The 15,786-nt window shown below is 59.8% G+C and carries 13 protein-coding genes and 1 tRNA gene; all 14 read left to right on the plus strand.

The genetic code is table 11. The features are described 5' to 3' along the window. Window positions 1-114 (plus strand): EF-Tu C-terminal domain-related protein (locus tag EV688_RS16910; RefSeq protein WP_207895411.1); only part of this gene is annotated, 114 nt, incomplete at its 5' end. A 90-nt stretch (window positions 115-204) separates the two neighbouring features. Beyond that, window positions 205-280, plus strand: a tRNA-Trp gene (locus EV688_RS16915). 55 nt (window positions 281-335) lie between these two features. After that, entirely contained in the window at window positions 336-698 is a 363-nt protein-coding gene (gene secE / locus EV688_RS16920) for a preprotein translocase subunit SecE (protein ID WP_117319682.1), read from the plus strand. Window positions 699-720: 22 nt separating this feature from the next. Then, entirely contained in the window at window positions 721-1,257 is a 537-nt protein-coding gene (nusG, locus tag EV688_RS16925; RefSeq protein ID WP_117319681.1) for a transcription termination/antitermination protein NusG, read from the plus strand. A 124-nt stretch (window positions 1,258-1,381) separates the two neighbouring features. Next, a complete protein-coding gene (rplK, locus tag EV688_RS16930) occupies window positions 1,382-1,816 on the plus strand; it encodes a 50S ribosomal protein L11 (RefSeq protein WP_117319680.1) in 435 nt (144 codons plus the stop codon). Beyond that, a complete protein-coding gene (rplA, locus tag EV688_RS16935; protein WP_117319679.1) occupies window positions 1,816-2,514 on the plus strand; it encodes a 50S ribosomal protein L1 in 699 nt (232 codons plus the stop codon). Before rplK ends, rplA begins: the two co-directional genes overlap by 1 nt. A gap of 319 nt (window positions 2,515-2,833) precedes the next feature. Next, window positions 2,834-3,361 carry a 50S ribosomal protein L10 gene (gene rplJ / locus EV688_RS16940; protein WP_117319678.1) on the plus strand — a complete coding sequence of 176 codons (528 nt, stop codon included), beginning with the start codon at window positions 2,834-2,836 and terminating at the stop codon, window positions 3,359-3,361. 42 nt (window positions 3,362-3,403) lie between these two features. Next, the gene (rplL, locus tag EV688_RS16945) at window positions 3,404-3,784 is read left to right on the plus strand and encodes a 50S ribosomal protein L7/L12 (protein WP_117319677.1); all 381 of its coding nucleotides are present in this window, start codon (window positions 3,404-3,406) and stop codon (window positions 3,782-3,784) included. 175 nt (window positions 3,785-3,959) lie between these two features. Further along, window positions 3,960-8,033 carry a DNA-directed RNA polymerase subunit beta gene (gene rpoB, locus EV688_RS16950; RefSeq protein WP_117319676.1) on the plus strand — a complete coding sequence of 1,358 codons (4,074 nt, stop codon included), beginning with the start codon at window positions 3,960-3,962 and terminating at the stop codon, window positions 8,031-8,033. A 79-nt stretch (window positions 8,034-8,112) separates the two neighbouring features. Then, window positions 8,113-12,330: a DNA-directed RNA polymerase subunit beta' gene (gene rpoC, locus EV688_RS16955; protein WP_117319675.1), complete on the plus strand. Its 4,218-nt coding sequence runs from the start codon at window positions 8,113-8,115 to the stop codon at window positions 12,328-12,330. A gap of 206 nt (window positions 12,331-12,536) precedes the next feature. Further along, complete coding sequence (rpsL, locus tag EV688_RS16960; protein ID WP_117319674.1) at window positions 12,537-12,908, plus strand: 30S ribosomal protein S12; 372 nt, start codon at window positions 12,537-12,539, stop codon at window positions 12,906-12,908. A 119-nt stretch (window positions 12,909-13,027) separates the two neighbouring features. After that, window positions 13,028-13,498 (plus strand): 30S ribosomal protein S7, encoded by a 471-nt coding sequence (gene rpsG, locus EV688_RS16965; RefSeq protein ID WP_117319673.1) that lies wholly within the window; start codon window positions 13,028-13,030, stop codon window positions 13,496-13,498. Window positions 13,499-13,534: 36 nt separating this feature from the next. After that, window positions 13,535-15,646, plus strand: a complete 2,112-nt coding sequence (fusA, locus tag EV688_RS16970) for an elongation factor G (protein WP_117319672.1) — start codon at window positions 13,535-13,537, stop codon at window positions 15,644-15,646. A gap of 44 nt (window positions 15,647-15,690) precedes the next feature. Beyond that, window positions 15,691-15,786, plus strand: a 96-nt coding sequence (locus EV688_RS16975; RefSeq protein ID WP_131917715.1) for a GTP-binding protein, incomplete at its 3' end; no start/stop codon positions are given.

Below are 15,786 nucleotides of genomic sequence, written 5' to 3' on the forward strand. Positions count from 1 at the left end.
CAGATGACAGTGACACTGATTGCGCCGATTGCGATGGAAGACGGTCTGCGCTTTGCGGTACGCGAAGGTGGCCGCACGGTCGGCGCCGGCGTTGTAGCGAAGATCCTCGAGTAAAGCAGGAAAGCAGCAACCCAGGTTGCTGCAAAGTAACGAGCCGAACGGCCCGTGAAGGGCGTTCGGCTTCGTTGTCTGTAACAGAGTTACAGGCCAGTAGCTCAACTGGCAGAGCAGCGGTCTCCAAAACCGCAGGTTGGGGGTTCGAGTCCCTCCTGGCCTGCCAATCATGGCAGGAAATGCCACCCCCTGAAGGGGTGGTCGTGTTAAAGGAAGTGTTGATGAGTGTGGAAGCGCCAGCCAGTCGTCTGGATAGCCTGAAGTGGCTTGTTGTCGTGGCGCTGTTAGCCGCGGCGGTAATCGGGAACAGCTATTTCTCGAACGAGTCTCTGCTGTACCGCGTGCTGGCTATTGTCGCGCTTGCCGCAGTAGCGGGTTTCGTCGCTCTCCAGACCGCGAAGGGTCATGCGTTCTGGTCTCTGGTCAAGGGGTCGCGCACCGAGATTCGCAAGGTTGTCTGGCCCACCCGTCAGGAAACCGTTCAAACCACACTTATCGTTGTCGCATTTGTTTTGGTGGTGGCCCTGATCCTTTGGGGGCTTGACTCCTTCCTGGGTTGGTTGGTGTCGCTGGTAATTGGGTAGCATGGGGCATAAGGGTTAACCGATGGCAATGCGCTGGTACGTCGTACAGGCTTTTTCCGGGTACGAGAAGAAGGTCGCTGCAGCCCTGAAGGAGCGCATCGAGCTACACAACATGCAGGATCGCTTCGGTGATGTGCTGGTGCCGACTGAAGAGGTCATCGAAATGCGTGCGGGGCAGAAGCGGCGCAGTGAGCGCAAGTTCTTCCCTGGTTACGTGCTCGTGCAGATGGAGCTTGATGACGACACCTGGCACCTGGTGAAGCAGACGCCTCGGGTGCTGGGCTTCATCGGTGGCAACAAGGCCGATGCTCCGGCACCGATTACAGACAAGGAAGCGGCCAGCATCCTGCAGCGCGTCGAAGAGGGTGTTGAGGCGCCGCGACCCAAGACCATGTTCGAGCCCGGTGAAATGGTGCGTGTCGTCGATGGCCCCTTCAACGACTTCAACGGCGTGGTCGAGGAAGTGAACTACGAGAAGAGCCGGCTTAACGTGGCCGTGCTGATATTTGGCCGGTCGACTCCGGTCGAGCTGGAATTCGGTCAGGTGGAAAAGGCCTGATCAGGGGCGCGCCCGGTTCTCCGGGTGCGCAGTGTGAAATGGGTGGCGTGCCACCCCGTTGGGGAGCCGCAGCAGACCTTTCAAGGTGCAGAGCTGTCGGCGTCTGAACCCAGGAGAACGTAACATGGCAAAGAAAGTCGAAGCGTACATCAAGCTTCAGGTCGCCGCAGGCAAGGCCAACCCGAGTCCCCCGGTGGGTCCGGCGCTGGGTCAGCACGGCGTGAATATCATGGAGTTCTGCAAGGCCTTTAACGCCGAGACGCAGGATGTTGAGCAGGGCCTGCCGATACCGGTGGTCATCACCGTATACAGCGACCGCTCATTCACCTTTATCCGCAAGACGCCGCCTGCTGCGGTACTTCTGCGCAAGCAGGCGGGCATCAGCAAGGGTTCTGGCGAGCCAAACACCAGCAAGGTTGGCAAGGTGACACGAGCTCAGCTGGAAGAAGTAGCGACGCAAAAGTGGCCGGATTTGACGGCAGCGGATATGGACGCGGCGGTGCGCACCATCGCCGGCAGCGCTCGCTCTGCGGGTATCGATGTAGAGGGGGTGAACTGATGGCCAGGTTGTCAAAGCGTGTTCGCGCATTCAAGGAGAAGGTCGATCCGACCAGAGCCTACCCGCTGGCTGACGCTGTTGCATTGCTGAAAGAGCTGTCGACGGCAAAGTTCAATGAGACGGTTGAAGTGGCGGTGAAGCTGGGCATCGATGCGCGCAAATCGGACCAGGCGGTGCGTGGTGCGACAACGCTGCCCCACGGTACGGGCAGTGATGTTCGCGTTGCCGTATTTACCCAGGGTGATGCTGCCGAGAAGGCGCTGGCAGCCGGGGCGGACCTGGTCGGCATGGACGATCTTGCCGAGCAGATCAAGGGCGGCATGATGGATTTCGACGTCGTGATTGCGTCGCCAGATGCCATGCGCGTTGTCGGGCAACTCGGCCAGATTCTCGGTCCGCGGGGCCTTATGCCCAACCCGAAGACGGGTACGGTTACGCCCGATGTGGAAACCGCCGTCAAGAACGCCAAGTCGGGCCAGATGCGGTATCGGACCGACAAGAACGGCATTATCCATGGAGGTATCGGGAAGATCAGCTTCGAGCCGGATGCTATCCGAGGCAATCTCGAGGCGGTTCTGGCCGACCTCAGGAAGGCCAAGCCATCGGCGGCAAAGGGCGTCTACCTGCGCAAGATCACGCTGTCGACCACGATGGGTCCCGGCGTGACGATTGACCAGGCGTCGATAGCAGAAGCGTAATTACCTCTGGGCGCTCCATCGGGGGCGCTCAGGGCTGATGTGGATTTTCCAGGGAGGGAGAGTCCATTGGCGAATGAAGTGGGTATAGCCCATTTGAATCGCTGACTTTGAGGTCTTTGAACACTAGCGGTGACCATGCGTTTGCCCAGCTACGAACGAAGACCATCAAAGACCGTAGGTGTTGTGCCGGACGTTGTGCCGAGCTCGACCTAAAGGGAGAAAGCAGGCCCGCCTACGCAGATGGTGGATACGTTCACCAGACACGCGGACTGCACATAGGTTTGTGCAGGCCTGACATAGTAATCCAGGAGTTATACCAGTGGCAATCGGACTCGAAGACAAGAAGGCGATCGTAGCTGAAGTTAACGAGACTGCCACCAATGCCCTTTCCCTTGTAGTCGCAGATGCGCGTGGCGTGTCTGTTGACGGAATGACGGCGTTGCGCCAGGAAGCCCGCAAGAGCTCAGTGACCCTCCGCGTTGTGCGGAACACACTGGCCAGGCGCGCTTTTGAAGGAACGGAGTACGAGTGCGTCAAGGAAGCGCTCGTGGGTCCGTCCCTGTTCGGATTTTCCATGGAGGATCCGGGTGCTGCAGCACGTCTGTTCAAGGAATTTGCCAAGGAGAATAAAAACTTCGAGGTGAAGGTATTGGCGGTGAGCGGCCAGATGCTGGGTGCTGAACAATTGGATGTGCTGGCCAAGCTGCCGACGCGCGATCAGGCGCTCTCGATGTTGATGAGTGTTATGAAGGCGCCGGCAACCAAGCTGGTTCAGACAATGAACGAAGTGCCTGGAAAGCTGGTTCGCACACTGGCAGCAGTACGCGATCAGAAAGAGGCCGCCTAAACGCGGTTCGAAGATTTCATAGTCAATCAGGAGTAGTAAGTCATGGGCATGTCGAAAGACGATATCTTGAATGCAATTGCTGAAATGAGCGTCATGGAAGTGGTTGAGCTCATCGAAGCCATGGAAGAGAAGTTCGGTGTCACTGCGGCGGCTGCCGTAGCGGCTGCACCTGCAGCTGGCGGCGGCGATACCGCTGCAGCGGTTGAGGAGCAGACTGAATTTGACGTGATTCTCACCAGCGCTGGCGAGAAGAAAGTCAACGTGATCAAGGTGGTTCGCGCCATTACGGGTCTCGGTCTCAAGGAAGCCAAGGGCCTGGTCGACGGCGCGCCGTCACCGGTCAAGGAAGGCGCGTCCAAGGACGAAGCCGAAGACATCAAGAAGCAGCTGGAAGAAGCCGGCGGTTCTGCGGAGCTCAAGTAAGCTTGATGTCTGTCCGGTCAGTCCGGATACGCTGAGGCTGGTGGGCTTTTGCCCACCGGCCTTTTCCTGCTTAGGCAGGACTGATTCGGGTGGTGACGGCCACCCTGTGGCGGCCCGCAAAGGGCTGGTGAATCGTCGGGCGACGATTCAAGGCTAAATACGCTGGGGAGTACAGATGTCATACTCGTACACTGAGAAAAAACGCATCCGCAAGACATTCGGCTCGTTGCCGAAGGTCATGGATGTTCCTTACCTGCTTGCGACACAGCTGGATTCCTATCGCAAATTTACCCAGCACGAAGTCCCACTGGAGGACCGCGCGGAACTCGGTCTGCACGCGGCCTTCAAATCCGTCTTCCCGATTGCCAGCTACAGCGGCAACGCGGCACTGGAATACGTGGATTATCGTCTTGGAACGCCGGTATTCGATGTCAACGAGTGCCAGCTGCGGGGTGTGACCTACTCCTGCTCCCTGCGGGTCAAGGTGCGCTTGATCATTTACGACAAGGAAAGCGCCAACAAGACCATCAAGGACATCAAGGAGCAGGAAGTGTACATGGGGGAAATTCCCCTCATGACAGAAAACGGTACCTTCGTGATCAACGGCACCGAACGGGTGATTGTGTCCCAGCTGCATCGCTCGCCCGGTGTTTTCTTCGACCATGACAAGGGCAAGACGCATTCTTCCGGCAAGCTGCTGTACTCGGCTAGGGTCATTCCCTACCGCGGCTCCTGGCTGGACTTCGAGTTTGACCCGAAGGATATGGTCTTTGCGCGGATCGACCGCCGCCGCAAGCTGCCCGCCACCATACTTCTGCGGGCGCTAGGCTATGACTCCGAGGAAATCCTCGGCATGTTCTATGACTTCAATACCTTCACCGTCGACAAGGACGGTGGCTACAGCATGACGCTGATTCCCGAGCGTCTGCGCGGCGACATTGCCGCCTTCGACATCAAGGTGGGTCGCAAGGTCATCGTCGAGCAGGGCCGCCGCATCACGGCACGGCACATCCGCGAGCTGGAAAAGGCGGAGATGAAAAGTCTCGAGATTCCGGCTGAGTACCTGCATGGCCGTGCGCTGGCGACGAACGTTGTCGATGAGTCCACTGGCGAGGTGCTGGTGGAGTGCAATACCGAAATCACCGCCGAGGTGATGGAGAAGCTGACGGCCGCCAACGTCACCACGATCGAAACGCTGTATACCAATGAGCTGGACTGTGGTCCGTATATTTCCGACACCCTGCGCGCCGATCCCACCCGCAGCGAGCTCGAGGCGCTGGTCGAGATCTACCGCATGATGCGCCCGGGCGAGCCGCCGACCAAGGAGTCCGCAGAGAACCTGTTCCAGAATCTTTTCTTCTCGACGGATCGCTATGATCTGTCCAACGTCGGTCGCATGAAGTTCAACCGCCGCCTGGGCCGTGAGGAAATTGAAGGCAGCAGCATTCTGTCCCGCGAGGATATTGTGGATGTTCTGCGCACACTTGTGGGCATCCGCAACGGCAAGGGCATGGTCGACGATATCGATCACCTCGGTAACCGACGTATCCGCAGCGTGGGCGAAATGGCGGAGAACCAGTTCCGCGTCGGCCTGGTGCGTGTGGAGCGTGCGGTCAAGGAACGCCTGTCAATGGCCGAGAGCGAAGGCCTGATGCCGCAGGACCTGATCAACGCCAAGCCGGTGTCTGCAGCGGTGAAGGAGTTCTTTGGCTCCAGCCAGCTGTCCCAGTTCATGGATCAGAACAATCCGCTATCGGAAGTGACGCACAAGCGCCGCGTCTCGGCGCTCGGGCCGGGTGGTCTGACCCGCGAGCGCGCCGGTTTTGAGGTGCGCGACGTGCATCCCACGCACTACGGTCGGGTCTGCCCGATCGAAACGCCGGAGGGCCCGAACATCGGCCTGATCAACTCGCTGGCGGTATATGCGCGTACCAACGACTATGGCTTCCTGGAAAGTCCCTACCGTCGCGTGGTCGACGGGCAGGTGACCGACGATATCGAGTACCTGTCTGCTATCAACGAGGCGGAGCACGTGATTGCGCAGGCGTCTGCGAGTCTCGACAAGAGCAACCGCTTCGTCGACGATCTCATTACGGTGCGTCACCTGAACGAATTTACGGTGATGCCGCCGGAGCGCGTCGATTACATGGACGTGTCACCCCAGCAGGTAGTATCGGTGGCGGCAGCCCTGATTCCGTTCCTGGAGCACGATGACGCCAACCGCGCCCTCATGGGTTCCAACATGCAGCGCCAGGCCGTTCCCACGCTGCGCGCCGACAAGCCGCTGGTAGGCACCGGCATGGAGCGCTTTGTTGCCGGCGACTCCGGCGTCTGTGTTCTGGCCAACCGCAACGGCGTTGTGGATTCCGTGGACGCCAGCCGTATTGTGGTGCGCGTTGACGATCAGGATGTGGGCCCCGATGAAGCGCCTGTAGACATCTACAACCTGACCAAGTACACGCGGTCAAACCAGAACACCTGCATCAATCAGCGACCGATCGTGACTCGCGGTGACCGGGTGAACCGCGGCGATATCCTTGCGGATGGCCCGTCCATCGACATGGGTGAGCTGGCGCTGGGGCAGAACATGCGCATCGCCTTCATGCCCTGGAACGGCTACAACTTCGAGGACTCGATCCTCGTTTCCGAGCGTGTGGTAAAAGAAGACCGATTTACCACGATTCATATTCAGGAACTTACCTGTATCGCCCGGGATACCAAGCTGGGGCCGGAGGAGGTTTCCTCGGATATTCCGAATGTCGGCGAGAGCGCACTGTCAAAGCTGGACGAGTCGGGCATTGTCTATATCGGTGCGGAAGTGGACGCCGGCGATATTCTCGTGGGCAAGGTAACGCCGAAGGGTGAGACCCAGTTGACCCCCGAGGAAAAACTGCTGCGTGCCATCTTTGGTGAGAAGGCATCGGACGTCAAGGATACCTCCCTGCGGGTGCCGTCCAGCACCAAGGGAACGGTGATCGATGTTCAGGTCTTCACCCGCGACGGGCTTGAGAAGGACGCCCGGGCCCAGCAGATCGAAAAGCAGCAGCTGGACGAATTCCGCAAGGACCTGAAGGAAGAGTACCGCATCTTCGAGGAAGCGACGTTTTCGCGTCTGTTCAATATGCTGAACGGGCAGAAGACCGTCAGCGGCGGCGGTCTCGCGAAAGGCACCACGCTCAATGACAAGGTGCTGGCTGAGCTCGACCGTGATCAGATCCTCAAGATAAAGCTTTCCGATGCGGATCTTAACGAGGCGCTGGCGTCGGCGCAGCGTCAGCTCGACGAGCAGAACAAGCTGCTGGAAGAGCGCTTCGAGAACAAGAAGGGCAAGCTGCAAAGCGGCGATGATCTCGCGCCCGGCGTGCTCAAGATCGTCAAGGTATATCTCGCGGTCAAGCGGCGCATTCAGCCGGGTGACAAGATGGCCGGTCGCCACGGCAACAAGGGCGTGATCTCCGTGATCATGCCGGTGGAGGATATGCCCTTCGATGCCAACGGTGAGCCGGTGGATATCGTGCTTAACCCCCTGGGCGTGCCCTCACGCATGAACGTCGGTCAGGTGCTCGAAACCCACCTCGGCATGGCGGCCAAGGGTCTCGGTGACAAGATCAACGAGATGCTCCGTGAGCAGCGCAAGGTGGCTGAGGTGCGCAAGTTCCTCGACGGCATCTACAACAACGGTGCCGGGCGTCCGGAGGATCTCGCCAGTCTGAATGATGATGAGGTCATACAGCTGGCGCGCAACCTGAGCGGCGGCGTGCCCATGGCGACGCCGGTATTCGACGGTGCCCAGGAAGGTGCGATCAAGGCGCTGCTGAAGATGGCGGGAATGCCGGAGAGCGGACAGTTCACGCTGTATGACGGCCGCAGCGGCGAGGCCTTTGATCGGCCGGTAACCGTTGGCTATATGTACATGCTCAAGCTGAACCACCTGGTGGACGACAAGATGCACGCGCGGTCGACCGGGTCCTACAGCCTCGTAACCCAGCAGCCGCTGGGCGGCAAGGCGCAGTTTGGGGGCCAGCGCTTCGGCGAGATGGAGGTCTGGGCACTCGAGGCGTACGGTGCCGCGTATACGCTGCAGGAAATGCTGACGGTGAAGTCGGACGATGTGGCGGGGCGTACCAAGATGTACAAGAACATCGTCGATGGCGACCATCGCATGGAGCCGGGCATGCCGGAGTCCTTCAATGTGCTGGTGAAAGAAATCCGCTCCCTGGGTATCGATATCGAGCTCGAGAGCGAATAGCGGACAGCACCAGCACACAGGGGCAGCCGCTGACGACACGGCGCGCTGCCCGCAACACGAATATCGTGGAGGAAAGGCCTTGAAAGACTTACTGAATTTGCTCAAGTACCAGGGACAGACGGACGAGTTTGATGCCATCCGCATCGGCCTTGCGTCTCCGGAGATGATCCGCTCCTGGTCTTTCGGCGAAGTGAAAAAGCCGGAGACCATCAATTACCGTACCTTCAAGCCGGAGCGTGACGGTCTTTTCTGCGCCAAGATCTTTGGCCCGGTAAAGGATTACGAGTGCCTGTGCGGCAAGTACAAGCGCCTCAAGCACCGCGGCGTTATCTGCGAGAAGTGCGGCGTGGAAGTCGCGCTGGCGAAAGTGCGTCGCGAGCGCATGGGCCATATTGAACTGGCCAGCCCCGTGGCGCACATCTGGTTTCTGAAGTCGCTGCCCTCGCGCATCGGCCTGCTGCTCGACATGACCCTGCGCGACATCGAGCGGGTGCTGTACTTCGAGTCGTACATTGTTACCGATCCCGGCATGACCACGCTGGAGCACGGCCAGCTACTGACCGACGAGCAGTACTACGAGGCCATGGAGGAATTCGGTGACGAGTTCTCCGCGAAGATGGGTGCCGAGGCTGTTCAGGACCTGATGGTCCAGCTCGACCTCAACGCCGAGATTGCGCGGCTGCGCGAGGAAATTCCGCAGACCAACTCCGAGACCAAGATCAAGAAGCTCTCCAAGCGCCTGAAGCTCATGGAGGCCTTTGCCGGCTCCGGCAACAAGCCGCAGTGGATGGTGCTCAATGCACTGCCGGTGCTGCCGCCGGATCTGCGCCCCCTGGTACCGCTGGACGGCGGGCGGTTTGCCACCTCTGACCTGAACGATCTGTACCGCCGGGTCATCAACCGCAACAACCGCCTCAAGCGTCTGCTCGACCTGAACGCGCCGGATATCATTGTGCGCAACGAAAAGCGCATGCTGCAGGAGTCTGTAGACGCACTGCTGGATAACGGCCGTCGCGGTCGCGCCATCACCGGTTCCAACAAGCGGCCGCTGAAGTCGCTGGCCGACATGATCAAGGGCAAGCAGGGTCGTTTCCGCCAGAACCTGCTGGGCAAGCGCGTGGATTACTCGGGCCGCTCGGTCATCGTGGTGGGTCCGACCCTGCGACTGCACCAGTGTGGCCTGCCAAAGAAAATGGCGCTTGAGCTCTTCAAGCCTTTTATCTTCGGCAAGCTTGAGGCCCGGGGGCTGGCGACCACGATCAAGGCCGCCAAGAAAATGGTCGAGCGCGAGCCGCCGGAAGTCTGGGACATTCTCGCTGAGGTCATTCGCGAGCACCCCGTGCTTCTGAACCGTGCGCCAACCCTGCACCGTCTCGGCATCCAGGCGTTCGAGCCCGTGCTGATTGAGGGCAAGGCCATTCAGCTGCATCCGCTGGTGTGTGCCGCCTACAACGCCGACTTTGACGGCGACCAGATGGCGGTTCACGTACCCCTGACCATTGAGGCGCAGCTTGAAGCCCGAGCGCTGATGATGTCTACCAACAACATCCTGTCGCCTGCGAACGGTGAGCCAATCATCGTGCCATCCCAGGACGTGGTTCTGGGCCTGTATTACATGACCCGCGAGCGCATCAACGCCCAGGGTGAAGGGCGGGTATTCTCTGGCGTGTCCGAAGTGCATCGTGCCTACGGCTCGGGACAGGCCCATCTTCAGGCGCGGGTCAAGGTGCGGGTTACCGAGACCGTGATCGCCGAAGATGGCGACAGCGAGACGCGCACGATGATTGTCGATACGACGGTGGGGCGTGCCCTGCTGTGGGAGATTGTGCCCAAGGGGATCGGATTTGACATGGTCAACCGGCCCATGGCCAAGAAGGCCATCTCGCAGATCATCAACCAGTGCTATCGCGTGGTCGGTCTGAAGGCCACGGTCATCTTTGCCGACCAGCTCATGTATACCGGCTACGAGTATTCCACCCGGTCCGGCGCCTCGATCGGCGTCAACGACTTCGAGATTCCGGAAGAGAAGGCGCGCCTGATCGACAGTGCCGAGGCCGAGGTCAAGGAAATCGAGGACCAGTTTGCTGCCGGTCTGGTCACCCAGGGCGAGAAGTACAACAAGGTCATCGACATCTGGTCGCGCGCCAACGATCTGGTGTCCAAGTCGATGATGGAGCAGCTGTCGAAAGAGACCGTCATCAACCGCGATGGTGAGGAGGAGGAGCAGGACTCGTTCAACTCCGTCTACATTTACGCAGACTCCGGAGCGCGGGGCTCGCCCGCCCAGATCCGCCAGCTCGCCGGTATGCGCGGCCTGATGGCGAAGCCGGATGGCTCGATCATCGAGACCCCGATCACGGCAAACTTCCGTGAGGGTCTGAACGTACTGCAGTACTTCATTTCCACCCACGGCGCACGGAAGGGTCTGGCAGATACGGCTCTGAAGACCGCGAACTCCGGTTACCTGACGCGGCGCCTGGTAGATGTGGCCCAGGATCTCGTGGTGACCGAGGTGGATTGTGGCACCGACAGTGGACTGCTCATGACCCCGGTCATCGACGGCGGCGACATTATCGAGACTCTCGGTGATCGTGTGCTCGGCCGCATGGTGGCCAAGGACGTGATCAAGCCCGGTACCCAGGACGAGATCGCAGTGACCGCCGGCACCATGCTCGACGAGCTGTGGATCAAGCGTATTGAGGAAATGGGCATCGACGAGGTTGAGGTGCGCTCACCGATTACCTGTGAGACGCGTCACGGTATCTGCTCGGCCTGTTACGGTCGCGATCTGGCGCGAGGTCACCGCGTCAATATGGGTGAAGCCATCGGTGTCGTGGCCGCCCAGTCCATCGGCGAGCCGGGCACGCAGCTGACCATGCGGACGTTCCACATCGGTGGTGCGGCGTCACGGGCCACCGCGCAGGACAACATACAGGTTCTTGCCGACGGCACGGTACGGCTGCACAACGTGAAGACCGTGACCCGCCCCGACGGTGACCTGATTGCGGTTTCCCGCTCGGGCGAGCTGTCCATTCTCGACAGGATGGGGCGCGAGCGCGAACGTTACAAGCTGCCCTACGGCGCCATTATCAAGGTGGGCGATGACGCCGCGGTTGCCGCTGGCGATATCGTTGCCACCTGGGATCCGCACACCCACCCGATCATCACCGAGGTGGCGGGTACGGTGAAGTTCTCCGGCATGGACGAAGGCATCACCATCAAGCGCCAGACCGACGAACTGACCGGCCTGTCGAATGTCACGGTCATGGATGCCTCGGAGCGGCCGACGGCGGGCAAGGATATTCGGCCGGCCATCACCCTGATCGACGATAATGGCGACGAACTCTGCCTGGCTGAAACCAACGTGCCGGCGCACTACTTCCTGCCACCGGGTGCCCTGGTCGGTGCCGAGAACGGTGTTCGCGTCGAGGTCGGCGAGGTGATCGCCCGTATTCCTCAGGAAGGCTCCAAGACCCGGGATATCACCGGGGGTCTGCCCCGCGTCGCCGACCTGTTCGAGGCGCGCAAGCCGAAAGAGCCGGCCATACTCGCGGAAATTACGGGTACGGTCAGCTACGGCAAGGAAACCAAGGGCAAGCGTCGCCTGGTTATTACCCCGCACGACGGCAAGCCGCTCGCAGACGGGTCGGACCACTACGAGTCGCTGATTCCCAAGTGGCGCAACCTTTCTGTGTTCGAGGGTGAGTCGGTAGAGAAAGGCGAGATGATTTCGGAGGGCCCTCTGAGTCCCCACGACATTCTTCGTCTCAAGGGTATCGAAGACCTTGCGAAGTATATCGTCAACGAGATTCAGGAGGTTTACCGGCTTCAGGGCGTGAAGATCAACGACAAGCACATCGAGGTGATCGTTCGCCAGATGCTGCGTAAGGTAATTATCACCTCCTCCGGCGACTCCAGCCTGATCAAGGGTGAGCAGGTCGAGTTTGTCACCCTGCTGGAAGAGAACGAGCGACTGCTGGCTGACGGTAAAGTACCGGCGGCAGGGGAGCGCGAGCTGCTGGGTATTACCAAGGCATCGCTGGCAACGGAAAGCTTCATTTCTGCGGCATCCTTCCAGGAAACGACCCGCGTCCTCACCGAGGCGGCCGTGACCGGCAAGCGCGATTACCTGCGCGGACTGAAGGAGAATGTGGTTGTCGGCCGGCTAATACCTGCCGGCACCGGCTTGACCTACCACGAGGAGCGACGCAAAAAGCGCGAGGAAACCTCGGAATTCTCGGTGTCCGCACAGGATATCGAGGCGGCGCTCAGCGAGGCGCTGCAGGGAGGCGAGTAGGCCGTTCGCCATCTGTCTCCGCTACCCTGGTGCGGAGACAGATGGTTCACGTCTGTTGACTCGGCTATAGGGCATCTATAGAATGCCGCCTCCTCTTTTATGGGGCTGCTGTGAGTGCGTGGTGAGTTTTCACGCGGGGCAGCCTCCGGAACGATGCATGCCCACTGCGGCAGCCATCGATAATCACATATTGGAGTTTTGACGGAATGGCAACGATCAACCAGCTGGTGCGCAAGCCGCGGAAGCGCAAGGTCGAAAAAAGTGACGTACCTGCGCTTCAGAGCTGCCCCCAGCGGCGCGGCGTCTGCACGCGCGTTTACACGACGACGCCAAAGAAGCCGAACTCGGCGCTGCGCAAGGTCTGTCGCGTCAGGCTGACCAATGGCTATGAAGTGTCGTCTTACATTGGTGGAGAAGGGCATAACCTGCAGGAACACAGCGTTGTTCTGATTCGCGGTGGCCGTGTCAAGGACCTGCCCGGTGTCCGCTATCATACGGTGCGCGGCAGTCTTGATACCTCCGGTGTGTCCGACCGTCGTAACGGCCGGTCGAAGTATGGTGCCAAGCGGCCCAAGTAAGATAATCGGCTGGCAGCGATCCCGCTGCCTGTATTCAACCCAGTAAGGCCGGACCCCTGCCTCACCCGCGAAAGTGGCAGGTTGGTGTCCGGGTAACCTGAAGAGAAAAGGGCAAACCCATGCCAAGAAGAAGAGTTGTCGCCAAGCGCGAAGTGCTTCCCGACCCCAAGTTCGGTAACGTCACGCTGGCAAAGTTCATGAATCACGTGATGGTCAGCGGCAAGAAATCTGTCGCCGAGGGCATCGTCTACGGCGCCCTTGATCTTGTCCGCGAGCGCCTGGGCAAGGATCCGATCGAGGCCTTCGATGAGGCGCTCGAAAACATCGCGCCGATGGTCGAAGTGAAGTCGCGACGCGTCGGTGGTGCTACTTATCAGGTGCCCGTGGAAGTCCGGCCCGCACGACGTACCGCCTTGTCAATGCGCTGGCTGGTAGAGCACGCCCGTAACCGCGGCGAGAAGTCCATGCGCCAGCGCCTCGCCGGTGAAATCGTGGATGCGGCGCAGGGCAAGGGCAATGCGGTGCGCAAGCGTGAAGACGTGCACCGTATGGCCGAAGCGAACAAGGCATTCTCTCACTACCGTTTCTAAGCAAGCGGCCTTCAACCAGTTAATGGGGATTTTATTGTGGCTCGTAAAACGCCGATAGCCAGGTACCGCAATATCGGTATCTGTGCCCACGTGGACGCAGGCAAGACAACGACGACGGAGCGCGTCCTTTTTTACACCGGTCTGTCTCACAAGATCGGTGAAGTTCATGATGGTGCCGCTACCACGGACTGGATGGAGCAGGAGCAGGAGCGTGGCATCACGATCACGTCGGCTGCCGTCACCTGTTTCTGGCAGGGCATGAACCAGCAGTTCGACCAGCACCGCATCAACATTATCGATACGCCCGGACACGTGGACTTCACCATTGAAGTCGAGCGCTCGCTGCGGGTGCTTGACGGCGCAGTAGTTGTCCTTTGCGGCTCCTCCGGCGTCCAGCCGCAGACAGAGACCGTATGGCGGCAGGCCAACAAATACGAAGTGCCCCGCATGGTGTTTGTCAACAAAATGGACCGCGCCGGTGCAGACTTCCGGTGGGTTGTGGGCCAGTTGAAGACCCGGCTGGGCGCAACTGCGGTGCCGCTGCAGATGACAATCGGCGCCGAGGATGAGTTCAAGGGTGTGATCGACCTGGTGACCAATCAGGCCATCTACTGGAACGAAGACGATTTCGGCATGACCTACGAGACCGGTGACATCCCGGCCGATATGGCGGACGAAGTTGCCGAGATGCGCGAGTTCATGATCGAGTCCGCGGCGGAAGCCGACGACGAACTGATGAACAAGTATCTCGAGGGTGGCGAGCTCACCGTCGAGGAGATCAAGCGCGGCATCCGCAAGCGCACGCTGGCAAATGAAATCGTCCCGGTTCTGGGCGGGTCAGCTTTCAAGAACAAGGGCGTTCAGGCAATGCTTGACGCGGTCATTGAGTACCTGCCCTCGCCGACGGAAGTGAAGGCGATAGAAGGTACGCTGCTCGACAAGGACGATACCGTCGAGCGGAGGCTGGCGGACGACTCAGAGCCGTTCTCGGCGCTGGCGTTCAAAATTGCCACAGACCCCTTTGTCGGCACGCTGACGTTCTTCCGGGTATATTCCGGTCGACTGGAAAGTGGTACCGCCGTCTACAACTCGGTGAAGCAGAAGAAAGAGCGTGTTGGTCGAATGGTGCAGATGCACGCCAACAGCCGCGAGGAGATCAAGGAAGTGCTGGCGGGCGATATTGCTGCTGCGGTGGGCCTCAAGGATGTCACGACCGGTGACACACTGTGCGACCAGGCGCATCCGATTGTGCTCGAGCGCATGGAATTCCCGGAGCCGGTAATATCCGTGGCCGTGGAGCCCAAGTCCAAGGCGGATCAGGAAAAGATGGGTATTGCACTGGGCAAGCTGGCTCAGGAAGACCCGTCGTTCCGCGTCAAGACCGATGAAGAGACCGGGCAGACCATCATCTCAGGGATGGGTGAGCTGCACCTCGACATCATCGTCGACCGGATGCGTCGGGAGTTCAGCGTTGAGGCCAATATCGGCCAGCCGCAGGTGGCCTATCGTGAGGCCATCCGCAACACCTCCGAGATCGAAGGCAAGTTTGTTCGCCAGTCCGGTGGTCGTGGCCAGTATGGCCACGTCTGGGTCCGCTTCGAGCCAGGCGAAGATTCCAATGCCGAAGGTCTGGAGTTTGTCAACGAGATCGTCGGTGGCGTTGTGCCGCGGGAGTATATACCTGCGGTACAGAAGGGCATCGAGGAGCAGATGCAGAACGGCGTTCTGGCGGGCTATCCGCTGCTGGGTCTGAAGGCCTCGCTGTACGATGGTTCCTTCCACGACGTGGACTCCAACGAAATGGCGTTCAAGATTGCTGCCTCAATGGCAACCAAGAAGCTGTCGAGTGAAGGCGGGGCGGTACTGCTTGAGCCCATCATGAAGGTTGAGGTGGTCACTCCGGAAGAAAACATGGGTGATGTGGTCGGGGACCTGAATCGTCGTCGCGGCCTGATTGCGGGCATGGATGAAACGCCTGCGGGCAAGGTGATCAACGCCGAAGTGCCGCTGGCCGAGATGTTTGGCTATGCGACAGATCTGCGCAGTGCGACCCAGGGTCGTGCCACCTACACGATGGAGTTTGCCAAGTATTCCGAGGCGCCGAACAACATCGCCCAGGAAATTATTTCCAAATCCCAGACCCGTTAAGGCTGGCCCCATTCAACAGACGTTATTTGACGAGGTAATGAGAAGTGGCAAAAGCAGCATTCGAGCGCAAGAAGCCCCACGTAAACGTGGGAACGATCGGACACGTGGACCATGGCAAGACGACGCTGACGGCGGCGCTG

The organism is Chromatocurvus halotolerans (assembly GCF_004340525.1).
Taxonomy (GTDB): Bacteria; Pseudomonadota; Gammaproteobacteria; order Pseudomonadales; family Halieaceae; genus Chromatocurvus; species Chromatocurvus halotolerans.

Excerpts from the sequence above, each read along its gene's own strand:
- secE (WP_117319682.1), top strand. The coding sequence starts at position 336 with ATGAGTGTGGAAGCGCCAGCCAGTCGTCTGGATAGCCTGAAGTGGCTT.
- nusG (WP_117319681.1), top strand. The coding sequence starts at position 721 with ATGGCAATGCGCTGGTACGTCGTACAGGCTTTTTCCGGGTACGAGAAG.
- rplK (WP_117319680.1), top strand. The coding sequence starts at position 1,382 with ATGGCAAAGAAAGTCGAAGCGTACATCAAGCTTCAGGTCGCCGCAGGC.
- rplA (WP_117319679.1), top strand. The coding sequence starts at position 1,816 with ATGGCCAGGTTGTCAAAGCGTGTTCGCGCATTCAAGGAGAAGGTCGAT.
- rplL (WP_117319677.1), top strand. The coding sequence starts at position 3,404 with ATGGGCATGTCGAAAGACGATATCTTGAATGCAATTGCTGAAATGAGC.
- rpoB (WP_117319676.1), top strand. The coding sequence starts at position 3,960 with ATGTCATACTCGTACACTGAGAAAAAACGCATCCGCAAGACATTCGGC.
- rpsL (WP_117319674.1), top strand. The coding sequence starts at position 12,537 with ATGGCAACGATCAACCAGCTGGTGCGCAAGCCGCGGAAGCGCAAGGTC.
- rpsG (WP_117319673.1), top strand. The coding sequence starts at position 13,028 with ATGCCAAGAAGAAGAGTTGTCGCCAAGCGCGAAGTGCTTCCCGACCCC.